Genomic DNA, 22,687 nt, shown 5'->3' on the forward strand with positions numbered 1-22,687 from the left:
GCCCTCCGCGTGCCCCAACTCGCAGGAACTCCCTGGCCGGAGGGCTCTTCGCGCACCACTTGCACCACACGGGCCCACGCCGGTCTCGCGACGCGAGACCTCCCCCCGCGCCGCCGCGCCACGCGCTCGCCCTCGGGGTCGGCCTGCTGCTCCTCGCGCTCGTCGTCGCGTTGCTGCTGCGGGTGGACCAGCAGCCCTTCTTCCAGGAGCTCGACGACCGCTGGGCCGCCTCGGTGAACGATTCCTCCGCCGAGGAATCCGGCGGATCGGACGGGCTCGGCGGGGTCGCCCTCTTCCTCGATCGGCTCGGCGGCCCGTTCGGCCTGGTCCTGCCGCTCGCGCTGATCGGCTGCCTCTGCGTCTACGGACGCTGGCGCTCGGGGCTGTACGTCCTCTCGGCGGCCGTCGTCACCAACGTCTTCCTCGTCCTGCCGCTCAAGCAGCTGGCCGACCGTCCGCGTCCGCCGCACCCGTGGGTCCTGGTCAACGACGGCTCGTACCCCTCCGGCCAGGTATTCAGTGCGGTGACGCTCGTGATCGTGGTCGCGGTGGTGGTGTTGCCGCCGCGTGCGCGACGCTGGTGGTGGGCGGTCGGGGCCTCGTACGTCCTCGCCATGATGGGGAGCCGCACCTGGCTGCACGCCCAGTGGCTCAGCGACACCTTCGCCGGCGTCCTCCTCGGCGCGGGAGCCTGCCTCGTGCTGTGGCGGGTCTTCAAGCCGTTGCTCGACGTCGAGGCGGAGCGGATGGCCTCGGACAGTCTGTGGCTGTGAGGCGCCACCCCGGACCCGGAAGGGGCCTCGAGATATAGTGCAGCGTTGACGGGCGTTAAATTCACGCCATAATCTCCCTGTACCCGCGCATCCGGTGCGCTGCACTCAGGAAGGAACGGCTCATGCCCCACTCCCCAGGTCAGGACCAGACGACCGTGGTGGACGTCCCCGCAGGGCGCCTGCGCGGCGCGACCGAGCACGGGATCGCCGTCTTCCGGGCTGTTCCCTACGCCGCACCTCCGGTCGGCGACCTGCGGTGGCGGCCCGCGCAGCCGCACGCCGGCTGGAGTGGCACGCGGGACGCCACCGTCGACGGCCCGAGCGCACCGCAGATGTACCGGGAAGGCGGCGATCCGGTCCTCGGCGGGCACGGGTCGCCGCCCTTCGACGAGGACTGCCTCACCCTCAACGTCTGGACGCCCGCCGTCGACGGCGCCCGCCGCCCGGTGCTCGTCTGGATCCACGGCGGCGGCTTCGTGTCCGGCTCCGGCTCGCTGCCCGGCTACTCCGGCGAGACTTTCGCACGCGATGGCGATCTCGTCGTCGTGAGCATCAACTACCGGATCGGGCCGCTGGGTTACCTCTACACCGGTGAGGGCGGGGACGGTGAAGGCGGGAACCATTGGCTCTCCGACCAGCTCGCCGCCCTGCGCTGGGTGAAGGAGAACATCGCCTCCTTCGGCGGCGACCCGGACCTCATCACGGTCGCCGGGCAGTCGGGCGGCGCGGTGTCCACCGCCGCCCTCGCCGGACACCCCGAGACCCGGGGGCTGATCCGGCGGGTGATCCTGCAGAGCCCGCCCTTCGGCCTGGATCTCCCCGCCCCGGACGCCTACCTGGAGCGCACCGCCGCATACCTGGAGCTGGCCGGCGCCAAGGACTTGGCCGAGCTGCGCACCCTGCCCTGGCAGGAGCTGATCGGGGCGGCCGCCGGACTCTTCGCGCAGACGATGCGGTGGGGGTACTGGCCCACGCCCTTCCTGCCCGTGATCGACGGGGTCACCCTCCGCAGCCACCCGGCGCAGGCCCTGGCGACCGGTGCGGCGACCGGCATCGACGTCATAATCGGCTGGACGAGGGAAGAGGCCAATTTCGGGTTCGCCCTCGACGAGGGGTACGCCGCCGCGACCCGGGAGCAGGTGACCGACCGGATCGCCGAGACCTTCGGGACCGAAGCCGCCGCCGACGTGTACGCGGCGTACGAGCGCGCCCGGCCCGGCGCGAGTCCGGCCGGCGTGCTGATGGACCTCATCACCGACGAGCTCTTCCGGGTCCCCGCCGTCCGGCTGGCCGAGGCCAGGGCCGCATCGGGCCACCCCGTCTGGGCCTACCAGTTCGACCTGCCCACCCCCGCCTACGACGGCCGCCTCGGAGCCGCGCACTGCCTCGAACTCCCCTTCGTCTTCGACAACTTCGACCAGTGGGCGCACGCCCCGTTCCTGGCCGGACTGGCTCCCGCCGTCCGCGACGGCCTCGCGTACGCCATGCACCGTGCCTGGATCGCCTTCGTCCGCACCGGCGACCCGAACCATCCGGACCTGCCGCACTGGCAGCCGTACGACAGCGACGCGCGCACCACGATGCGTTTCGACTCCGTGGTCATCGCGCTCGGCGACCTCGCGGGCGCCTCCCGGCTCCTGCACGGCCCCGCCCGCACGTCTGCGCACGCCTCCGCTCCGTTGACCTAACTCGTGTAACCTGAAAGGAAGGAGCAAGCAGCGCAGTAGGAGCATCGAGGGACGTCATGGCCAAGGACACACACGCCGTCCCCGCGTCGATCACCAGTGCCGACGTGGCCCGCCTCGCCGGGGTGTCGCGCGCCACGGTCTCCTTCGTCCTCAACGACACCCAGGGCCACCGGGTCAGCGCGGGTACCCGGGACCGGGTGCTCGACGCGGCGCGGCAGCTCGGCTACGTCCCGCACGCCGCCGCCCGGTCCCTGCGCGCCGGCCGCAGCAACCTCGTCCTGATGCCCTCGTCGATCTCCGCGATCGGCCGTCTCGTCAGCGACTGGGTCGACGACCTGCACAGCGAGCTGGACCGCCTCGGCTACACGGCCGTGCTCCACGCGGGCCGCTTCGCCGACCCCGTCGACGCCGCCCGCGCCTGGGCCGAGCTGCGACCCGCGGCCGTCGTCGCCCTGGACGGGGACCGCTTCACCCCCCAGGCGGCCGAGCTGCTGGCCCGCGCCGGAGTGCGCGGCCTGCTAGCCTTCGCGTCCCACCCCGTCGAGGGCGTGCACACCATCGGCTTCGACCACACCCGCATCGGCGCCACTGCGGCCGAGCACCTCATCGAGCGCGGTCGGACCAGGATCGGCGTGGTCATGCCCCAGGAGAGGGGCCTCGGCACCCTTGCGCAGCCGCGCCTCGCGGGCGCCGAGTCGGTCGCGGCCCGGCACATGGCGACCGTGACCCCGGTGGAACTGGCCTACACGCGGGAGTCCGCGAGCGCTCTCGCCCGTCGCTGGCGCAGCCTCGGGCTGGACTCCGTCTTCACGTACAACGACGAATACGCCGCGCTGCTGCTGCACGCGCTCCAGGCCGAGGGCATCGTCGTACCGGACGACGTCGCCCTCGTCGGCTGTGACGACCTGGTCCTCTCCGCACTCCAGCAGCCCGCGCTCACCACGGTCCGGCTGGACATGCCGTCGGCGGCGCAGATCGCGGGCGCCCTGCACGAGCTGATCGAGACGGGCACGGCTGCGCCGGTCCCGGCCGTGGAAGCCGTCCTGGTGCCCCGCCTGACTTCCTGAGCGAGGGCCGCCCGGGTTCGCAGGCGCGCCGCAGCCACGGGCCGCGCTGTCAAGCGACGAATTCCAGCGACGTGACCGACGGCCCGCCCCGGGGCCTACTGGGATCACGGATCGAAACAGCATCCCGCCGGCACTGCGGCCGGAAGTCATCCCGCTGTTTCTCGACGAAGGAATTCACCATGTCTGGTTACAAGGACACGCCCACCATCGGGATCGTCGACACGGGCGCCGGATCTATAGAGATCCAGGTTTCGTACACCATCTTCTACACGCCGGATGAACTGCTGTTCCCGGAGGGCTGGTTCGACAGCGTTGCGCTGTTCGAGAGCGACAAGGGCGCGGTCTCCGGCGGCGACCACCTGTTCGACCTGGAACCCAGGTTCTTCTTCCCGCGGTCGACCGAGGAGACACGAACGTTCTCCATCCTGCGCACCCGCGATCAGCTCGGTACCGAGTCCGGTGGCGAGGAGATCTACGCGGTGGTCCACCACGTCCGCGGCATTCAGGGTCTCAAGAGCAACAGGAGGCGGACCGCCGGTTTCCCGCTCGCGGTGTGAGGGCGGCGCCGCGGCCGGTCGAAGGACGCAAGACGAGACGCAAGAAGCAAGACGGAAGACGGAAAGCGCCCCGTGGCGCCCGCATCTGCTGTGGGGACACGGGGCGCTTCGCTGCCTACTAGGTCGTGTATCGAAAGTGGATCTTGAGTTGTGGATGATCTCGGTTCATGGGGCGGGGAGATCTCACGGATGAGCAGTGGGCGGTACAGCCGTTGTTGCCGAAGAGGATGACGGTGGGGCGGCCGCGGGCCTCCCGGCGGCAGCTGATCGACGGCATACGGTTCCGGGTCCGCACCGGCGTGCCATGGCGGGACGTCCCCGTCGAGTACGGGCCGTGGGGCCGGATCTACGACCTGTTTCGCCGGTGGCAGCGAGACGGCACCTGGCACCAGGTTCTCACCCGGCTCCAGGCCCAGGCCGATGCGAAGGGCGCGATCGTGTGGGACCTGAGCGTCGACTCCACCGTGTGCCGTGCCCATCAGCATGCGGCCGGGGCCCGCAAGCGGGGTGACCTGCAGAAGGAACCACCGGGCGGTGTCTTCACCGAGCCCGATGATCACGGGCTGGGGCGTTCGCGCGGCGGGTTCACGACCAAGCTGCACTTGGCTGTCGAGCAGGGTCAGACGCCCATGTCGATCGTGGTGACGGCAGGGCAGTGGGGGACTCGCCGCAGTTCGAACGGGTGCTGGAGAAGGTCCGTGTGCCCCGCATAGGGCCGGGTCGGCCGCGCGTCTGCCCCGACCGCGTGCGGGCTGACAAGGCGTACGCCTGCCGGAAGAACCGCGCCTACCTGCGCCGCAGGGGAATCCGCTGCACCATTCCGGACAAGGCCGACCAGGTCCGCAACCGTAGGAAGCGCGGGTCCAGCGGTGGCCGGCCACCGAAGTTCGACCCACAGGACTACAAGGACCGGCACGCGGTCGAGTGCGGCATCAACCGTCTCAAGAGGCACCGTGCCGTCGCCACCAGGTACGACAAGCTCGCGGTCCGCTACGAGGCTACCGTCCTCGTTGCCGCCATCAACGAGTGGTTGTGACGTACTGGTCCGACGACAACTCGAACACCCGAACTCGCCGACCGCCAGTGGGATTGACGGTCTCACGGACCGGATGCATCCCAAGTTTGGTCATGATCCGTTCGGAGGCGTCGTTGCCCACTTGAGTGATGCTGACGATCCGCTCCAGCCCTCGCTCTTCGAACCCGAACCGTACAGCGGCCGCAGCGGCCTCGGTGGCCAAGCCCTGCCCCCAGTGGGAACGTCCCAGCCGCCAGCCGACCTCCACCGCCGGCAGTACCTCCGGCAAGAAGTCGGGCACCGAAAGGCCGGTGAACCCGGCCAGCTCGCCAGTAGACCGGATCTCCACGGCGAACAGGCCGAAGCCCCGTGACTCCCACTCGCTCTCCCAAGCCTGGATCCCGCCGCGAGTCTGCTGTTCGTCACGGACGCTGCTGTCACGGATCCACCGCATGACCTCGGCGTCGGCATTGATGGCAGCCATGGGCGCAACGTCTTCCTCGCGCCAGCGACGCAGGATCAATCGGGGAGTCTCAAGCGTGACCATCCAATCATTCTGGATCACAAAACGGGCTCTCCGCCATCCCCACCAGGCACTTTCGATACACGCCCTAGCATCGCGAGGGTGACCCAGCGGGTCCAGGAGGGGTAGCGGCGGACTTGGTGCTCATCGAGTCCGGCCAGCCCTTTCTCGGTTTGGAAGGTCTCTTCCACACGCCATCTGGATCCGGCTACCCGCACGAGCTCGGTCAGCGGCACCGGCTGGGGTGAGAGGCAGCGGTAGTAGGCGAGTTCGCCGGTGGTGCGGTTGCGGCGGATCAGGAGCTGGCGGCTGCCCGGCGCTGCCTCGGTGAGATCGATGACGGCCCAGTCGTAGAACCGCTGTCCCTTCGCACCGCGTCCAGCCGAAAGTTTCTGCCAGGCACGCTTCGGCACCTTCTTCACCAGGGCGTCGGCGCGGAACGTGCCCGCACCGGTGGCCTCTTCGGCCGAACAGGCCACCGCGAGGACATAACCGATGCCGCGTTCCTCCAGAGCCCTGCGCAGTTTCGGGTTGCTGCCGTAGACCTCGTCACCGGTGACCCAGCCCCCGTGATGTCCGGCGTCCAGGAAGCGTTCGATCATCGTGCGGGCCAGTTCCGGCTTGGTCGCGAAGACGGTGTCGCCGCCGACCCCCGCTGCCCGGCAGCGGTCCGGGGCGCTTGTCCAAGAGCGCGGGATGTACAGCTCCCGGTCCACCGCCGCGTGTCCCGCTCGCCGGCGTAGACGAGGTAGACGGCGACCTGGGAGTTCTCGATCCGCCCGGCCGTTCAGGTGTACTGGCGCTGGACCCCGACCGTGTGGTGCCCTTCTTCACGTCGCCGGTCTCGTCGACGACCAGCACTGCCGCCTCGTCGTGGAGGTGCTCGATGACGTATTCGCGCACGTCGTCGCGGACGGCGTCGGCATCCCAGGAGGCCCGGCACAGCAGATGTTGCATGCCGTGCGGGCTGGCCTCCCCGGCCAACTCCGCGATCGTCCAGCAGTTTTTGCGCGGCAGGTCCGACAGCAGTCCGAGCACCAGCCGCCCGACCCGGCGCCTGGGCTCAACACGAGCGAAACGGCCCGCGATGCGGCTTATCAGGCCCTCGAATGTTTCCTGCCAGCGGGCGGGGTCCACGCCGTGACTTACGGCCACCGCCTGATCTTCTGTCTTCACGCAACGATGATCAACGGTGGCCGTACCCGTTCCCGCAGCGACCCCGCCAGCAGGATCACGATTTGGCGAGTCTGCCGTGGCAGGTGAGTGCTTCCGCCCTGTTCCCCGAAGGCACCGCCAACCGCGCTGTGGATGCCGTGGCCAGCAGGGCTTGGTCAGTCGCTTCACCCGTAGTTCATGAACCAGTGAGTATCGAAAAAGCGGGCCATTGTGAACGGGTGATGCGGATCGATGAGGATGCGGCAGACGAACTCAGCGGCTTGGCAGTCGAAGGCGACGTCCTCACCGTCGAAGGACCGGACCACGACAGGCCAACGGTCGGGATCGCCGCCGTCGGCCCTCCAGCAATACAGGTTCTCGTGCTCCGTGCCTGCCCAGATGAGCAGGCCGTCCTCCCTGAGATCCGTCCACGGCTCCTGGTTCAGGTCCAGGAATCCGTCGAAGGCGCCCTTGCCGAACGTCTGGACCATGTGCTTGTAGTCGCTCGGCAGCGCGGTCCCCAGGCGGGACTCCATCTCCGCCCAGTCCATGTCCGGCCGCTGGTCGGACTGTGTCCAGCCGGTGATCAGTCTGAGCCGCTCCATCCAGTCGATGTCCTCGTCCTCGTCCGGAGCGACCCCCAAGGGTTTGGGCACCTCTCTGGGAGCGATTACCAGCACCGACCGCTCGGTCCCTTCGGCGTCCCGCGCCGTCCCCGTGCCAACCCACTGATCCCCGTACGCCCACGCCCGTAGCATCACGGCTCGGTCCTCGAAGGGGATGATGAGAGCCGCCCCCCTGGAATCGTCGACCGTCGGATCGGTGAAGCCATCGAGGATGAGGGTGCGCGGGGCGCCATACCTGCCTTCGAGTAGGTCGGTCAGGTCCTGCAGGTCCAGATCGCCGGGCAGGTACATGTAGCTGTTCCCGGGGCCGAGTCGGGCCAGCAGATCGTTGACGTGCGCTTGCGTGAGCTCCATGGCGGACAGTGAAGCGCACGGCACTGACAATGCGGCCCCTCAAGCCTTCGAATGTTTCCTGCCAGCGGGCAGGGTCCACGCCGTGACTTACGGCCACCACCTGATCTTCTGTCTTTACGCAACGATGATCAACGGTGGCCGTACGCGGCCCCGCAGCGGTCCCGCCAGCAAGATCACGAGCTACAGCTGGAGTACCAGGCGCGAGGCGCGGACCTCGGGCGGTCATCCGCCGTCGGTCACCACCGAGCCCGAGCCCGTGCCCGTGCCCGAGCCCGAGCCCGTGCCCGTGCCCGTGCCCGAGCCCGAGCCCGAGCCCGAGCCCGTGCCCGCGGCCGCCCCCCGACGGTCGTGGACACGTACGCGTTCCCGGGCGAGGGCCGGCTGGAAGAGCCACCACACCAGCAGGCCCGCGCCCGCGCCCGCGGCGGCACCGGCCACCGTGTCGGTGAGCCAGTGCGCGTGCAGCCAGGTGCGGCTCCACATCATGGCCAGGGCGAAGGCCGCGCCCCCGAACCACCAGGCCCGCCGGCGGGCGGCGGGGACCAGGAGCACGCCGACGGTGACGACGAGGAGCGCCGCCGTGGCCGCGTGGCCGGACGGGAAGGAGCCGTGGTCGACACGGACCAGGGGGTCGGCCGGTCGCGGCCGGTCCACCAGGTGCTTGAGCCCCTGCACGACGAGCATGTTGCCGCCGAGGTAGCCGGCGAGCAGGTAGCCGGCCGACGCCCAGCGCCTGCGGACGAGCAGCACGGCCAGCAGCGTGAGCGGGATGACGGCGCCTACCGGGCCGCCGAACCAGTCCAGCGCCGTGGCGGCGGCCAGGTACGGGCCCTCGTGGGGACCGCCCATCCAGACCAGCCAGCGTTCGTCCAGCCCCTGGAAGGGCGGATGCGTGACGTCGGAGCGGACCACGAGGGCTGGCGCCACGGCGGCCGTCAGGAGCAGGAGGGCCGCGACGAGGATGCCGCGGCCGCGGCGCGAAGATGCCCCGGGCCCGGCGCGGCGGGCGGCTGCGCGGGGGCCGTCGGGTCTGTCGTACGGGGTGGTGACCGGAGTGCCGGGCATGGCTGTGCCTCTCGCGGCCGCGGGAACGCCCGCGGCCGTGTGTGCTCTGAAGGGAGCCGGGGGCGAGGTCGTCCCGGGTTCCGTGCACCAGCAGGAACGGCGGCGGGGTCGAGTCCGCGGCGTACGTGACCGGGCTCGCGGTCCGGGCGGCCTCCGGGTCCTCGGCCACGGAGGCGCCCAGCAGCGCCTCGTAGGGATCGGGGAACTCCGTCCCGGACGGCATGGCCGGCATGGGGTGCGCGGCCAGGGCGACCAGGTCGGAGACGCCGTACCAGTCGACGACCGCGAGGAGGCCGGTGTCGCCGGAGCCGACGCCGTGCGTGCCCTCGAGTGCCGCGGCCTGCGGGCTGCCGGGGCCGACGAGGCCGGCGAGCGCCGCCAGGTGACCGCCCGCGGACTCGCCCCAGACGCCGATCCGGTCCGGGTCGATGCCGAGGGTGCCGGCGAACGTGCGGACGTAGCGGATCGCGGCCTTCACGTCGTGCAACTGGGCCGGGAAGGGCGCTTCGAGGCTGTGCCGGTAGTCGATGGAGACGAACGCGAGCCCGGCCGCCAGTACCGCCCCGTGCAGGAGCGCGGCGGGCACGGTCGGCGGCGGGTAGCGGCGGTCGCCGTCCAGCCAGCCGCCGCCGTGGATCCAGACGACCGCCGGGAACGGTCCTTCGCCCGCGGGCACCTGGACGTCGAGCAGGCGGGGCCGGTAGCCGGGGGTGGTCGCGTAGGTGACCCCGTCGAAGCGGCGGACGCCGTCCGCGCCCGTCACGGGCGCCACGGGGGACCGGTACGGCGGGGGCGGCCAGGTCATGTCGGCGAGATCGAATTCGGTGGGAGGAGATTGCGTCATTGCGGCCCTTCCAAATGCGGCGGTCCCGGCGGGGGCGGCGTGCAGGCTTCGCGTCGTATGTCCGAAATGCTTGCGCGAGTCACCGGGGCAGGCGTAGCTTGTTACACGTGTAATCACGACTCTAGCGACGCATTTCCGCTGACTACAAGCCCAGGGGCGTTCTGACTTCTGGAGCAGTTACACGTGACGTAGCAGTGGACGCGCCGCCTTCCCCTCCGGGAGCACGTCATGCTCACCACCGCCGCCACTCCCGCTCCTCCTGCGGTGCGGAGCCTCGTCCAGTGGGTCGCCGACCCCGTCGCCGCGAGCGTCCCGCAGATCAGGGCCCGCGTGCGCGACGCCCTCGAGGGGTGGCGGGTGCCCTGCGACGCGGTCGACGTCCTGCTGCTGGCCGTCAGTGAACTCGTCGGCAACGTCGTCCGGCACGCGGGAGCCGGCCGGATGCGGGTCGGCGTGGCCGTCGGCGGGGGCTGGCTCCGGCTGGAGGTCACCGATCGGGGCGCCGGCCTGCCGCGGCTGCCCGCTCCGCGCGCCGAGGTCGACCCGGAGTCCGAAGACGGCCGCGGGCTGCTGATCGTGCAGCTGCTGACGGCCGAGCTGGGCGGCGAACTCTCCGTCGGGGCGCATGAGTTCGGGAAGTCGGTCCGCGTGTGCATTCCCGCGGTCTGAGTCGGTGGGCGGGGGAGGGTCCGGAGGTGTGCACCGCTGCCCCGCTCCTCGAATATCGCGAGATGTTGACGGACGCCAAATATTCGACATATCTTGCTCTCCATCTCCCCGCTGCTCCCTGATTGAGGTGCCGCCCCATGGAGCTCTCCCCTTCCGCGCATGCCGATTCCTTCTGTCGGGACCGGCTGCCGCCCTTCGCTCTCTGGCCCGAACTCCGCTTCGACCTCCCGGAGTTGGACTACCCGGACCGGCTCAACTGCGCTCAGCGCCTGCTCGACGCCGCCGTCGAACGGCTGGGCCCCGACCGCCCCTGTCTGCTCACCCCGACCGAGCGCTGGACCTACGGCGCACTGCAGCACCGCGCCAACCAGGTCGCCCAGGTCCTCACCGAGGACTTCGGCCTCGTGCCCGGCAACCGCGTCCTGCTGCGCGGCCCCAACAACCCGTGGCTCGTCGCCGCGTGGTTCGGGGTCCTGAAGGCCGGCGGGGTCGCCGTCACCACCATGCCGATGCTGCGCGCGTCCGAGCTCGCCGAGCTCACCGACATCAGCCGGCCCCTGCTCGCCGTGTGCGACCACCGCTACGCCGACGAGCTCGACCCGGCCCGCCGCCCCGGCGGGGCGGCCCCGCAGGAACTGCCGGAGCTGCCCGTCCTCACCTACGGCGGCCCCGGACCGACGGACCTGACCGCACGCTGCGCGGCCAAGGACGGCCGGTTCGACACCGTGGCCACCGCCGCGGACGACGTGGCGCTGATCGCCTTCACCTCCGGCACGACCGGCCGCCCCAAGGCGACCCTGCACTTCCACCGCGACGTGCTCGCCAACGCCGACACCTTCTCCCGGCACGTCCTCAAGCCCCGCCCGGACGACGTCTTCACCGGCACACCGCCGCTCGCCTTCACCTTCGGGCTCGGCGGACTGGTGGTGTTCCCCCTCTACGTCGGGGCCGCCACCCTGCTGATCGAGCAGGCGGCCCCGCTGCAACTGGCCGAACTCGTCGCGGCCCACGGCGTGACCGTGCTGTTCACCGCGCCCACGGCCTACCGCGCGATCATGGAGGCCGGGGTGGTGGACCGGCTGGCCGGGCTGCGCCGCTGCGTGTCCGCCGGGGAAGCGCTGCCGGCCGCGGTCTGGCACGCGTTCCACGCCGCCACCGGGCTGCGCATCATCGACGGCATCGGCGCCACCGAGATGCTGCACGTCTTCATCTCCGCGGCCGACGAGGACATCCGGCCCGGCTCCACCGGCCGCCCCGTTCCCGGCTACCGCGCCGCCGTCGTCGACGAGCACGGCGATCCCGTCCCCGACGGTCAGCCCGGCCTGCTGGCGGTCACCGGCCCGACCGGCTGCCGCTACCTCGCGGACCCGCGCCAGGCCTCGTACGTCAGGAACGGCTGGAACATCACCGGCGACACCTACATCCGCGACGCGGAGGGCTACTTCTGGTACGTCGCCCGCAGCGACGACATGATCGTCTCCTCCGGCTACAACATCGCGGGCCCCGAGGTGGAGAAGGCCCTCGCCACCCACCCCTACGTCGAGGAGTGCGCGGTCGTCGGGGCCCCGGACACGCGGCGCGGCATGGTCGTCAAGGCCTACGTCGTCCTGGGCACCGGTGTCCCGGCGGCGGAGGGGACCGTCCGTGAGCTCCAGGCCCACGTCAAGCAGACGATCGCCCCGTACAAGTACCCGCGCGCCGTCGAATTCGTCACGGAACTCCCGCGCACCGGCACCGGGAAGCTCCGGCGCGGCGCACTGCGCGAGCGCGCCCTCTCCGAAGCGGCGGCTCCGGCCCCGGCGGCACCCGCCCTGACGGCACCCGCCCTGACGGCACCCGCCCCGGCGGCCCCGGCCCCGGCCGCGCCGCCGTCCGCACCCTCGCCCCCGCCGCCCAGCGTCGTCGTCGAACGCCGCGTCGAATGGACCGACACCGACGCCGCCGGCCACTACCACCACTCCACCGTCGTGCGCTGGGTCGAGGCGGCCGAGGCCGTCCTGCTCCACCGCCTCGGCCTGTCCCACCTGTTCGGCAGCACGCCCCGGGTCCACTTCGAGGCCGACTACGGGGCCCGGCTCTGGTTCGGGGACGCGGTGCGCACCGAGCTGAAGGTCACCAAGGTCGGCTCGGCCTCCCTGCACTACGCCTTCACCGTGCGCGGCGAACAGGGCGTGGAGGCGGCCACGGGCCGCATGGTCATCGCCCACTCGGCCGCCCACGCGACCGGCTCGACCCCCTGGCCCGCCGACGTACGGGAACGGCTGGGCACGGCAGGGCCGCAGGAACCCGAACTGCTCACCACCGGCGCGGAATCCGCGCCATCACCAGGAGGTACGGCGTGCGCGTCGCAGTCATAGGAGGAGGGCCCGGCGGACTGTACTTCGCGGCCCTCGCCAAGCAGCTCTCCCCGCACTGGGAGATCACCGTCTGGGAACGCAACGCCCCCGACGACACCTTCGGCTTCGGGGTCGTCTTCTCCGACGAGACGCTCGACGGCATCGCCCAGGCCGACCGCGAGATCCACGCGGCCATGTCCGCCGAGTTCGCCCGCTGGGCCGACGTCGACGTCCGCTACCGGGGCACCACCCTCACCTCGGGCGGCCACGGCTTCGCCGCCCTCGGCCGCCGGCACCTGCTGCGGATCCTCCAGGAGCGCTGCGCCGCCCTGGCGGTGGACGTCCGCTACCGCACCCAGGCCCCGCCCGCCGCCGAACTCGCCGCGTCGTACGACCTGGTGGTGGCGTGCGACGGCGTACGGTCGGCCACCCGCGCCGCCTACGCCGACACCTTCGGCACCGACCTCGACGAGCGCACCGGCCGCTACATGTGGCTGGGCACGGACAAGGTCTTCGAAGCGTTCACCTTCATCGTCGACGAGCACGACTTCGGCACCCTCCAGGTGCACGCGTACCCCTACGACGCCACCCGCTCCACCTTCATCGTGGAGATGGAGGAGGAGGCGTGGCGGCGCGCAGGCTTCGAGGAGTTCGCCGCCCTCGACCACCCGCCGGGCACCAGCGACGAGGACAGCATCCGGCGCTGCGAGGAACTCCTCGCGGACCACCTCGACGGCCACCGGCTCCTCCCCAACAACTCCAAGTGGCTCCGCTTCACCACGGTCCGCAACCGCACCTGGCGCCACGAGAACGTCGTCCTCCTCGGGGACGCCGCCCACACCGCGCACTTCTCCATCGGCTCCGGCACCAAGCTCGCCATGGAGGACGCCCTCGTCCTCGCCGCCAGCCTGCACGAACACCCGGACGTGCCGACCGCGCTCGCCGCGTACGAGGAGGAGCGCAGGCCGGTGGTGGAGTCCACCCAGCGCGCCGCCCAGGCCAGCCTGGAGTGGTTCGAGCACATCGACCGCTACACCGGCCAGGACCCGCACCAGTTCGCCTTCAACCTCCTGACCCGCAGCCGCCGCGTCACCTACGACAACCTGCGCGTGCGCGACGAGAAGTTCACCACCGCGGTCAACCGCTCCTCGACCGTGCCGCCGATGTTCCGGCCCTACCCGCTCGGCGGACTGCTGCTGCGCAACCGGGTCGTCGTCCCGCCCACCGCTCTGCACACCGCGCGCGAAGGCCTCCCCGGCGACTTCGACCTCGTCCACCTCAGTACGCAGGCCCTCGGCGGCGCCGGCCTGGTCCTCGCCGGGATGACGGCCGTCAGCGCCGACGGCCGGGCCACCCCCGGCTGCCCCGGGCTGTGGAACGACGAACAGGAAGCGGCCTGGCGGCGCATCACCGACTTCGTCCACGGCCAGTCCGACACCTGCCTCGGCATCCAGCTCACGCACGCCGGACGCCGGGCGGCCGCGCACGACCGGCAGCCCTTCGCCGCCTCCGCGCTGGCCTGGGACGAGCGGAGCCCGGTGCCGCGCCAGGCCGACCGGGCCGACATGGACGCTCTCGTACGGGACTTCGTGAGCGCGGCCCGGCGCGCCGACCGGGCCGGCTTCGACGTGCTGGAACTCCAGTACGGGCACGGCCACTTGCTCTCCGGCTTCCTGTCCCCGCTGACCAACCGGCGGACCGACGAGTACGGCGGCGACCTCGAGGGCCGGCTGCGGCTGCCGCTCGAAGTGCTGAGTGCCGTACGGGAAGTGTGGCCGGCCGGCAAGGCGCTGCTGGTGCGGATCTCCGCCGCCGACTGGGCCGAGGGCGGCACCAGCGAGGCCGACGCGGTCGCGATCGCCCGCGCGCTCGCCGAGGCGGGCGCCGACGCGATCGACGTCTCCACCGGCGAGGTCGTCTCCCACGAGCGTCCCCGCTACGGCCGCAGCTACCAGACCCCCTACGCCGACCTCATCCGCAACGCCACCGGGGTCCCCACCATCGCCGTCGGCGCGATCTCCACCTACGACGACGTGAACTCGATCATCCTGGCCGGCCGGGCGGACCTGTGCGGCGTCGGCCGCGCGCAGATCCACGACCCGCTGTGGACCCTGCACGCCGCCGCGGCCCAGGGCTACCAGGGCCCCGCCGCACCCTGGGCGCGGGCCTGGCGGGCGGGCAGCGGCCGGCCCCCGTCGGCCCGCACCGACCGGATCCCGCCCCGCCTCGAACTCCTGCGGCAGCCCGCCGCGTCCGCCCACCGCCGCTGGCTGCCGCGCGCCGCCGCCCCGGCGCCCGCTCCCGTCCCGCGATAACCGGAGGTTCCCATGCCCATGGACAGGGCGAACCTGCCCCGTTTCACGGCGGCCGCCGTCCAGGCCGCACCCGTCTACCTCGACCCCGCCGCCACCGTCGACAAGGCCGTCGCCCTGATCGCCGAGGCCGCGGCCCACGGAGCCGAACTCGTCGTCTTCCCCGAGGTGTTCGTCCCCGGCTACCCCTACTGGAACTGGACGATGAACCCGGTCCAGGGCTCCCCCTGGTTCGAGCGCCTCCAGCGGTCCTCCGTCGACATCCCCGGGCCGCACGTCGACGCCCTGCGCGCGGCGGCCCGCCAGCACGGCATCGTCCTCGTCATCGGGGTCAACGAGCGCGCCCCGCACAGCCTCGGCGTCCTCTACAACACGCTGCTGACCATCGGACCCGACGGCGCCCTCCTCGGCGTCCACCGCAAACTGGTGCCGACCTGGGCCGAGAAGCTCACCTGGACCGGCGGGGACGGCAGCTCGCTCGTCGTCCACGACACACCCGTCGGCCCCCTCGGCGCGCTCGCCTGCGGCGAGAACACCAACACCCTGGCCCGCTTCACCCTCCTCGCGCAGGGCGAACTCGTCCACGCCTCCTGCTACATCGCCCTGCCCGTCGCCCCCGCCGACTACGACATGGCCGACGCCATCGCCGTCCGCACCGCCGCCCACAGCTTCGAGGGCAAGGTCTTCTCCGTCGTCGCCTGCTCCACCGTCTCCCCGGAGATCGTCGACGTGCTCGCCGGGGACGACGAGGAGCTGCGCAAGCAGTTCACCCGTCCCCGCAGCGCACTGTCCGGCATCTTCGGCCCAGACGGCCGCCCGGTCACCGAACCCCTCGTGGACGACGAGGGGATCGTCTACGGCGAGATCGACCTCGCCCGGTGCATCCAGCCCAAGCAGATGCACGACATCACCGGCCACTACAACCGCTTCGACATCTTCCGCCTCGAAGTCGACAACCGCCCCCGGCCGCCCGTGACCTTCACCGTGCCCCCGGCCCCCTTCACCGACACCGCCGCCCCTGAGGAGGACGTATGACCATCGAGCAGGACGACACCGTGCTCGGCCGCGCCCGGGTGTCCGACACCCCCGAACTCACCGCGTACTACGAAGAGCTCGGCGCCCTCGACGCCGGCGCCCTGTGGACCGTGGCCAACGACATCGAGCCCTGGTACCCGCAGCCCCGCTCCGTGCCCGTGCTGTGGCGCTACGACGAGCTGCGCCCCCACGTCCTCAGGGCCCTCGGCCTCGTCAAGGGCGACGACGCCGGCCGCCGCGTCGTCATGCTCGTCAACCCGGGCCGCAAGGACGTCAGCGCCGCGGCGGGGCTCCTCTACACCGGCCTGCAGATCATGGGACCCGGCGAGGCCATGACCGCCCACCGCCACCAGGCAGCCGCCCTCCGCTTCGTCCACGAGGGCACCGGTGCCTGGACGATCGTCGACGGCCAGAAGCTGAAGGTGGGCCCCCGCGACTTCGCCATCACCCCGAACGGCACCTGGCACGAGCACGGCAACGACGCCGAGGACGGCCCCGTCATCTGGCAGGACGGACTCGACATCCCGCTGGTCAACGCCCTGGACGCCGGGTTCTACGAGGTGCACCCGGACCTGTACCAGACCCCGGGGAAGGTGATCAATTCCTCGGTCCTGACCTACGGAGCGAACCTCTTGCCGTACGGGGTGGAGAAGTGGACCCGGCCGTACTCCCCGCTGCTCGCCTACCCCTGGGAGCCCACCTACGAGGCGCTGCGGGGACTCGCCGAGGCCACCGAGGGCTCCCCCTACGACGGGGTCATCGCCGAGTACACCAACCCGGTGACGGGCGGCCCGGTCATGCCCACCATGGGCGCCCACATGCAGCTGCTGCGCCCCGGCCAGGCCACCCTCGCCCACCGCCACACCGGCTCGGTGATCTACACGGCCGCCAAGGGCCGCGGATTCTCGGTGATCGCCGGACGGCGCTTCGAGTGGAAGCAGGGCGACATCTTCTGCGTCCCCTCCTGGGCCTGGCACGAGCACCACAACCTCGACCCGGCCGAGGACGCCTGCCTCTTCTCCTTCAACGACTTCCCCGTCATGCGCTCGCTCGGTTTCCACCGGGAAGAGGCGTACGCCGACAACGGCGGGCACCAGCCCGTCACCGCCGCCTGACCCACGAGGAGCCCCAGCATGCGCTTGCTGACCTTCATCAACGGAACCAACGGAACCACCGAAGCCACCGGAGCGGCCGAACGCCTGGGAGTCGAGGCCGACGGCGTCGTCCTCGACCTTGCCGTCCTGGCCGACCACGCCGGCGTGCGGCTCCCGCAGGACGTGCTGTCCTTCGTCCAGGCCGGTCCGGCCGCGGAGGAAGCGGCCCGGCAGCTGCTCGCCGCCGACCCCGCCGGATGGCCCGCCGGCGCCGTCCACCGGCGGGAGGACGTGACCCTGCGCGCCCCGCTGCGCCCCGGCAAGATCATCGGCGTCGGCCTCAATTACATCGAGCACGTCGAGGAGTCCAGCCGCAGCCTCGACACCGACAAGGACCTGCCGCCGCGCCCGGTCCTCTTCGGCAAGCCCGCCACCGCCGTCACCGGACCGGGCCAGCCGATCCTGCACAACGCCGACCTGACCACCCAGCTGGACTGGGAATGCGAACTCGCCGTCGTCATCGGCCGCACCGCCCACCGGGTGAGCGAGGAGGAGGCGTACGACCACGTCTTCGGCTTCAGCATCGTCAACGACATCAGCGCCCGCGACCAGCGCCGCTCCGGCCAGTGGTTCTTCTCCAAGGGTCAGGACTCCTACGCCCCCTTCGGCCCGGTGATCGTGACCCGGGACGAGATCCACGACCCCATGGCCCTCGACCTCTCGCTGCGCGTCAACGGCGTCACCAAGCAGAAGTCGAACACGCGGCACATGCTCTTCCCGATCGCCCGCCTCATCGCCGACATCAGCTCCGGCATGACCCTGGAACCCGGCGACGTCATCGCGACGGGCTCGCCCTCCGGCGTCGGCGCCGGCATGGTCCCGCCCGAGTTCCTCACCCCCGGTGACACGGTGGAGGCCACCGTCGAACTGATCGGCACCCTGACCAACCCCGTCGTCGACGCCCGCTGAGGAGCACCCCGTGGCACCCCGCACCTACCGCATCGGCCAGATCGTGCCGAGCTCGAACGTCACCATGGAAACCGAGGTCCCGGCCATCCTCCGGGCCCGCCAGGCCGTCGCCCCCGACGAGCGCTTCACCTTCCACTCCAGCCGGATGCGCATGACCCACGTGACCCCGGAGCAGCTCAGGGCCATGGACGCGGACTCCGACCGCTGCGCCGTGGAACTGTCCGACGCCCGGGTCGACGTACTCGGCTACGCCTGCCTCGTCGCCATCATGAGCATGGGCCTCGGCTACCACCGGACCGCGGAGCAGCGGCTGCACACCTGCACCGCCGAGAACGGGGCACCCGCCCCGGTCGTCACCAGCGCCGGAGCCCTCGTCCACGGACTGCACACCATCGGCGCCAAGAAGATCGCGCTCCTGGCCCCCTACATGCGCCCGCTCACGCGGACCGTCGTGGACTACCTCACGCACGAGGGCATCGAAGTCCTCGACTACGAGGCCCTCGAAATCCCGGACAACCTCGACGTCGCCGCCCACGACCCGGCCCGGCTGCCAGGCCTCGCCCGGGCGCTGGAGTACTCGGACGCCGACGCCGTCGTGCTCTCGGCCTGCGTGCAGATGCCGTCCCTGGGCGCCATCGAGGAGGCCGAACAGCTCCTGGGCAAGCCGGTCGTCTCCGCGGCCGTCTGCACCGCCCACCAGCTCCTGCGCGCCCTGGACCTGGACGCGGTGGCTCCCGGGGCGGGCCACCTGCTGTCGGGCAAGTACGCGAGGGCCCCCCTGCCGGCATAGCCCCGCACTCCCTCGCGCAGCGGCGGCAGCGTGTGCGTCGGGACGGACGGGTCCTTCGGGACGAAGGGCCCGTCCGTCCGGTCAAGCGGGGCGGAGCGGGTGGATCGGTGACGACCGGGGCATCCCGGTCGGCACCGTACGGAAAGGGACCGGTTCGGCACCGGGAGTGACACGAGAGGTGGTTCCAGCGCTGAAGGGCATGGGGTGCCCTCTCGAGCGGGCCCCCCGGCATCAGTCGCTCCGCTTCCAGATCCCAGAGGCCACCACGCATGCACCCACCCTTCGGCATCCCGGATCAGGACACGATGGAGCTCTTCCCCGGCGATGTCGGTGCGTACGGCACGGCGCAGGTGCCGCCGGTCCCCGCCGCCGAGGCCCCCGTCTTCGTCGACACGTCGGGGCGCAGACAGCGCCGGGTGCGTCGCTGGGGCTACCTGCTGGTGGTACCGGCCGTCGCCTATGTCGTGCTGCTCATGAGCACCTTGCTGGGCGGCCCCACCTTCCAGTCGCCTTTCCTGCCCTCCGCCCAGGCTCCGCACACCCCCGTGCCCGGGGGCACGGCAGGGGCCGGCACCGCCGGCCCCTCCACCCGTGGTCCGGCGAGCAGCGGCACACGCCCCGCCCCGGCAGCCTCGCGCAGCGGCGCCGCACCCTCCCCGGCCGCCACGACCGTGACCGACATGGGGACGCCCAGCACCGGACAGGGCCCGACGAAGGCCGCGACCGGACCCGCAGACCCCGCTCCGTCGCCTCCCGGCGGCGGCCGCGGCCGCGTCACCGCGCCCCCCGGCCAGGGTGGCGGCAAGCCCACCGGCCGTCCCTGAGCCGGCCACGTCCGTCACGTCCGTCACGCCGGACAGGCCCGGCACAGTGCAGGCAGCCGGCACCGCACCGCCCCACGCAGCAGGCAGGAAGTCCCACCCCTTGTCGAAGAACCGTCGCCGCCGCCCCCACGGCAGGCACAGCACCGTACGCAACGTCCCCCTGCGCACCCACTGGCTGTTGCTGACCACCCTCGTGCTCACCCTTTCGGCGGCGCTGCTCCTCCAGGGCTACACCCAGCACCTGTTCGACTCCACCCCCGACGGGGCTCACCGTGAGCAGGGTCCGGGGACGTCCGTACCGGCGGAGATCAGCTCCGGCGGGCCGGTGATCGAGGGGAAGGCCGGCCGCACCGCCGCCCCGGCGGCCCGCACGATCGCTCTGACCTTCGACGACGGCCCCGACCCCGTCTGGACCCCGAAGATCCTCGACGTGCTGCGCCGCAACGCCGTGCCCGCGACCTTCTTCACCGTCGGCACCCGGGTCGCCGAAAATCCCGACCTCGCCCGCCGGATCGTCGACGAGGGCCACCAGATCGGCCTGCACAGCTTCACCCACACCGATCTCGGCGCCGCGTCCCCCTGGCGGCGTTCCCTGGAACTGCGCGAGACCCAGCTCGTCATCGCCGGCGCCACCGGCGTCACCACCCCGCTGCTGCGCCCGCCGTACTCCTCCACCGGCAAGGCGCTCGACGACGCCGACTGGAGCGCCGTCGTCCAGGCCGGGCAGGAGGGGTACCTGACCGTCCTGACGACCCTGGACAGCGAGGACTGGCGACGCCCGGGCGTGGAACGGATCGTCGCCGGCGCCACCCCCAAGGACACCGCCGGGCAGATCGTGCTCCTGCACGATGCGGGCGGAGACCGCACGCAGACGGTCGCCGCGCTCGAAGAGCTCGTGCCACGGCTGAAGGCCGCCGGCTGGACGTTCGCCACGGTGGGCGATGCGGTCGCCCTCCGCGGTGCCGTGCAGCCCGCCGCGACCACCGACCGGTGGCAGGGCCTCGCCCTGATCACCGCGATCCGTACCAGCGACTGGATCCTCGAAGCCCTCTCGTGGCTGCTGTGGGCGGCGGGCGCGATCAGCCTGCTGCGTGCGGTCGCCGTCTTCGTGGCCGCACGCCGGCACGTACGGATGCGCCGCAAGCCCTGGGGCGCTCCGGTCACCGAACCCGTGAGCGTCATCGTCCCCGCCTACAACGAGAGCGCCGGCATCGAGGCGGCAGTCCGCTCCCTCGTGGCCTCCGACCACCAACTCGAGGTCATCGTCGTCGACGACGGCTCCACGGACGGCACGGCCGACATCGTCGAGGCCCTCAGGCTGCCCGGCGTACGGGTCATCCGGCAGCAGAACGCCGGAAAGCCGGCCGCCCTCAACACGGGTATCGCGGCCGCCTCCTGCAATCTGCTCGTCATGGTCGACGGCGACACCGTCTTCGAACCGGACGCCGTGCGCATGCTCGTCCAGCCCTTCGCCCACCGCCGGGTGGGCGCGGTCTCCGGCAACGCCAAGGTGGTCAACCGGGGAGGGCTGCTCGGACGCTGGCAGCACATCGAGTACGTCGTCGGCTTCAACCTCGACCGCCGCCTGTTCGACCTCGCCGAGTGCATGCCCACCGTGCCCGGCGCCGTCGGCGCGTTCCGCCGCGAGGCACTGCTGCGGGTCGGCGGTGTCAGCGAGACCACCCTGGCCGAGGACACCGACCTCACCATGGCCCTGTGCCGGGACGGCTGGCGCGTCGTCTACGAGGAGCGGGCCAAGGCCTGGACGGAAGCGCCCGCCTCGCTCGGTGCCCTGTGGAAGCAGCGCTACAGGTGGTGCTACGGAACCCTCCAGGCCATGTGGAAGCACCGGGGCGCCCTCGCCCAGCGGGGGCAGGCCGGCAAGCTCGGGCGACGCGGTCTGGTCTACCTGCTGATGTTCCAGGTCCTGCTGCCCCTGCTCGCTCCCGTCGTGGACGTCTTCGCCGTCTACGGCCTGGTCTTCCTCGACCCCCTGCGCATCCTCGGCCTGTGGACGGCGTTCCTGCTCCTCCAGGTCCTGATGGGCCTGTACGCGTTCCGACTGGACGGGGAGCGGCCGGGCCCGCTGTGGAGCCTGCCGCTGCAACAGTTCGTCTACCGCCAGCTCATGTACCTGGTGGTGATCCAGTCCGTCTTCACCGCCGTCGCCGGCTCCCGACTGCGCTGGCAGCGGATGGAGCGCTACGGCAGCCTGCAGGTACCCGCCACCCCCTCCGAGCCGCTGACCGCGCTGCCGTCCCGGCCCTCCGACCCTCCGTACGGCCGCCCGCCCGCGCCCTGGGCGCCGCAGGCCGCCGGGGCTTGGGACGGTCCCGCGGCGGAGCCGCACGGCGGCTACGAGGCGGAACCCGGCTGGGCGCCCCACCCCTCGGCACCGATCCCGCACAGCCCGCAGGACCACATCTGGCCCTCCCAGGTGCACCGCGACCTGTAGTCAGGGCGCGCCGTCCCCGGCCCGCGCGAGGGCCAGTACCCCCGCGCAGATCAGGGCGATGCCCAGCACCTGGGGGAGCAACCACCAGCCCGACCGCAGGTGTTCCTCGTAGAGGACCACCCCCAGTGCGATGCTGATGCTCGCGTCGCCGAGGGTCAGCGCGGGCTGCGAGGCGACCAGCGGCCCGCCCTGCATGGCGTGTTCGAGCAGCAGCAGGGCGCAGATCCCGCTCGCGCCGAAGGCGTACGTCTCCCAGGCGGTCAGGAACGCCCCGATGCCGCCGTCGTCGAGGACGTGCACCGCGGACTTCATGAGGGCGGCGGTGAGCGCGTAGCAGACGGCGGTGGCCGCGCCGAGGCAGCCGGCCCGCGAGCGGCCGGGCGGGCGGCGCAGCCCGGCCATGGCCAGCAGGGCCACGACGACCGCGCAGGCCGTCAGGGCCACCGCCCACCGCGCGGGCGGCACGTCCGTACGGTTGCCCTGGGGCGAGGCGGCCACCAGCGCGATCCCGAGCCCCGCCACGACCCCCGCCACGG

General features: G+C 71.9%; 16 protein-coding genes and 5 pseudogenes. 15 read left to right on the forward strand and 6 right to left on the reverse strand.

Features of this window, described 5'->3' with window-relative positions; all coding sequences use genetic code 11:
* The 5 genes from PV721_RS25650 to PV721_RS25670 all read left to right on the forward strand — a co-directional run.
* Positions 1 to 773 (forward strand): phosphatase PAP2 family protein (locus PV721_RS25650; RefSeq protein ID WP_319728116.1); only part of this gene is annotated, 773 nt, incomplete at its 5' end.
* Between the two features lie 122 nt (positions 774 to 895).
* Positions 896 to 2,461, forward strand: coding sequence for a carboxylesterase/lipase family protein (locus PV721_RS25655; RefSeq protein ID WP_319728117.1), 1,566 nt, complete (start codon positions 896 to 898; stop codon positions 2,459 to 2,461).
* 56 nt (positions 2,462 to 2,517) lie between these two features.
* Positions 2,518 to 3,528 carry a LacI family DNA-binding transcriptional regulator gene (locus PV721_RS25660; protein ID WP_319728119.1) on the forward strand — a complete coding sequence of 337 codons (1,011 nt, stop codon included), beginning with the start codon at positions 2,518 to 2,520 and terminating at the stop codon, positions 3,526 to 3,528.
* Positions 3,529 to 3,707: 179 nt separating this feature from the next.
* Positions 3,708 to 4,085, forward strand: a complete 378-nt coding sequence (locus PV721_RS25665) for a hypothetical protein (protein WP_319728120.1) — start codon at positions 3,708 to 3,710, stop codon at positions 4,083 to 4,085.
* A 167-nt stretch (positions 4,086 to 4,252) separates the two neighbouring features.
* Positions 4,253 to 5,121, forward strand: a protein-coding gene (locus PV721_RS25670) for an IS5 family transposase (RefSeq protein ID WP_319728121.1) whose coding sequence is annotated in 2 segments (ribosomal slippage) — positions 4,253 to 4,745 and positions 4,745 to 5,121 — 870 coding nt in all. Because the reading frame shifts where the segments join, the coding sequence is not laid out codon by codon here.
* On the opposite strand, the gene PV721_RS25675 is transcribed toward PV721_RS25670, so the two are convergent.
* From PV721_RS25675 to PV721_RS25695, 5 genes and pseudogenes are all read right to left on the reverse strand, one after another.
* Positions 5,105 to 5,647, reverse strand: coding sequence for a GNAT family N-acetyltransferase (locus tag PV721_RS25675; RefSeq protein ID WP_319728122.1), 543 nt, complete (start codon positions 5,645 to 5,647; stop codon positions 5,105 to 5,107). The two genes, PV721_RS25670 and PV721_RS25675, sit on opposite strands and share 17 nt — an antisense overlap.
* Positions 5,648 to 5,712: 65 nt before the next feature.
* Positions 5,713 to 6,721, reverse strand: a pseudogene (locus tag PV721_RS25680) (IS701 family transposase); the annotation flags it as partial.
* Between the two features lie 242 nt (positions 6,722 to 6,963).
* On the reverse strand, positions 6,964 to 7,758 hold the full coding sequence (locus tag PV721_RS25685; RefSeq protein WP_319728124.1) for an SMI1/KNR4 family protein: 795 nt from the start codon (positions 7,756 to 7,758) through the stop codon (positions 6,964 to 6,966).
* Positions 7,759 to 7,980: 222 nt separating this feature from the next.
* Complete coding sequence (locus PV721_RS25690; protein ID WP_319728125.1) at positions 7,981 to 8,823, reverse strand: phosphatase PAP2 family protein; 843 nt, start codon at positions 8,821 to 8,823, stop codon at positions 7,981 to 7,983.
* Positions 8,824 to 8,893: 70 nt separating this feature from the next.
* Positions 8,894 to 9,667 (reverse strand): annotated as a pseudogene (locus PV721_RS25695) (alpha/beta hydrolase fold domain-containing protein); the annotation flags it as partial.
* Between the two features lie 228 nt (positions 9,668 to 9,895).
* On the opposite strand from PV721_RS25695, the gene PV721_RS25700 reads away from it, so the two are divergent.
* The 10 genes and pseudogenes from PV721_RS25700 (at position 9,896) to PV721_RS25745 (ending at position 22,151) form a co-directional block, all read left to right on the forward strand.
* Positions 9,896 to 10,336: an ATP-binding protein gene (locus PV721_RS25700; protein ID WP_319728127.1), complete on the forward strand. Its 441-nt coding sequence runs from the start codon at positions 9,896 to 9,898 to the stop codon at positions 10,334 to 10,336.
* Between the two features lie 137 nt (positions 10,337 to 10,473).
* Positions 10,474 to 12,108 (forward strand): annotated as a pseudogene (locus PV721_RS25705) (AMP-binding protein); the annotation flags it as partial.
* Between the two features lie 183 nt (positions 12,109 to 12,291).
* A pseudogene (locus PV721_RS25710) lies at positions 12,292 to 12,693 on the forward strand (acyl-CoA thioesterase); the annotation flags it as partial.
* Complete coding sequence (locus PV721_RS25715) at positions 12,675 to 14,987, forward strand: FAD-dependent monooxygenase (protein ID WP_319728128.1); 2,313 nt, start codon at positions 12,675 to 12,677, stop codon at positions 14,985 to 14,987. The pseudogene PV721_RS25710 and the gene PV721_RS25715, both read left to right, overlap by 19 nt.
* A 12-nt stretch (positions 14,988 to 14,999) precedes the next feature.
* Positions 15,000 to 16,019 (forward strand): carbon-nitrogen hydrolase family protein, encoded by a 1,020-nt coding sequence (locus PV721_RS25720; RefSeq protein WP_319728130.1) that lies wholly within the window; start codon positions 15,000 to 15,002, stop codon positions 16,017 to 16,019.
* Positions 16,016 to 17,134, forward strand: a complete 1,119-nt coding sequence (locus PV721_RS25725) for a cupin domain-containing protein (RefSeq protein ID WP_319728132.1) — start codon at positions 16,016 to 16,018, stop codon at positions 17,132 to 17,134. The genes PV721_RS25720 and PV721_RS25725 overlap by 4 nt, the downstream gene beginning before the upstream one ends.
* Before the next feature lie 18 nt (positions 17,135 to 17,152).
* The gene (locus PV721_RS25730) at positions 17,153 to 18,082 is read left to right on the forward strand and encodes a fumarylacetoacetate hydrolase family protein (RefSeq protein ID WP_319728133.1); all 930 of its coding nucleotides are present in this window, start codon (positions 17,153 to 17,155) and stop codon (positions 18,080 to 18,082) included.
* Between the two features lie 64 nt (positions 18,083 to 18,146).
* A complete protein-coding gene (locus tag PV721_RS25735; RefSeq protein ID WP_319728143.1) occupies positions 18,147 to 18,872 on the forward strand; it encodes an Asp/Glu racemase in 726 nt (241 codons plus the stop codon).
* Positions 18,873 to 19,141: 269 nt separating this feature from the next.
* Complete coding sequence (locus PV721_RS25740; RefSeq protein ID WP_319728135.1) at positions 19,142 to 19,696, forward strand: hypothetical protein; 555 nt, start codon at positions 19,142 to 19,144, stop codon at positions 19,694 to 19,696.
* A gap of 100 nt (positions 19,697 to 19,796) precedes the next feature.
* A complete protein-coding gene (locus PV721_RS25745) occupies positions 19,797 to 22,151 on the forward strand; it encodes a bifunctional polysaccharide deacetylase/glycosyltransferase family 2 protein (RefSeq protein WP_319728139.1) in 2,355 nt (784 codons plus the stop codon).
* Here PV721_RS25745 and PV721_RS25750 read toward each other — a convergent pair.
* Positions 22,152 to 22,687, reverse strand: a pseudogene (locus PV721_RS25750) (hypothetical protein); the annotation flags it as partial.

The sequence above is a fragment of the Streptomyces sp. MB09-01 genome (assembly GCF_033794505.1).
Lineage (GTDB): Bacteria > Actinomycetota > Actinomycetes > Streptomycetales > Streptomycetaceae > Streptomyces.

Bases quoted from the DNA above. Each gene is read 5' to 3' on its own strand.
- PV721_RS25655 (WP_319728117.1), top strand. From the start codon at position 896: ATGCCCCACTCCCCAGGTCAGGACCAGACGACCGTGGTGGACGTCCCC.
- PV721_RS25660 (WP_319728119.1), top strand. From the start codon at position 2,518: ATGGCCAAGGACACACACGCCGTCCCCGCGTCGATCACCAGTGCCGAC.
- PV721_RS25665 (WP_319728120.1), top strand. From the start codon at position 3,708: ATGTCTGGTTACAAGGACACGCCCACCATCGGGATCGTCGACACGGGC.
- PV721_RS25675 (WP_319728122.1), bottom strand. From the start codon at position 5,647: ATGGTCACGCTTGAGACTCCCCGATTGATCCTGCGTCGCTGGCGCGAG.
- PV721_RS25685 (WP_319728124.1), bottom strand. From the start codon at position 7,758: ATGGAGCTCACGCAAGCGCACGTCAACGATCTGCTGGCCCGACTCGGC.
- PV721_RS25690 (WP_319728125.1), bottom strand. From the start codon at position 8,823: ATGCCCGGCACTCCGGTCACCACCCCGTACGACAGACCCGACGGCCCC.
- PV721_RS25700 (WP_319728127.1), top strand. From the start codon at position 9,896: ATGCTCACCACCGCCGCCACTCCCGCTCCTCCTGCGGTGCGGAGCCTC.
- PV721_RS25720 (WP_319728130.1), top strand. From the start codon at position 15,000: ATGCCCATGGACAGGGCGAACCTGCCCCGTTTCACGGCGGCCGCCGTC.
- PV721_RS25725 (WP_319728132.1), top strand. From the start codon at position 16,016: ATGACCATCGAGCAGGACGACACCGTGCTCGGCCGCGCCCGGGTGTCC.
- PV721_RS25730 (WP_319728133.1), top strand. From the start codon at position 17,153: ATGCGCTTGCTGACCTTCATCAACGGAACCAACGGAACCACCGAAGCC.
- PV721_RS25735 (WP_319728143.1), top strand. From the start codon at position 18,147: ATGGAAACCGAGGTCCCGGCCATCCTCCGGGCCCGCCAGGCCGTCGCC.
- PV721_RS25740 (WP_319728135.1), top strand. From the start codon at position 19,142: ATGCACCCACCCTTCGGCATCCCGGATCAGGACACGATGGAGCTCTTC.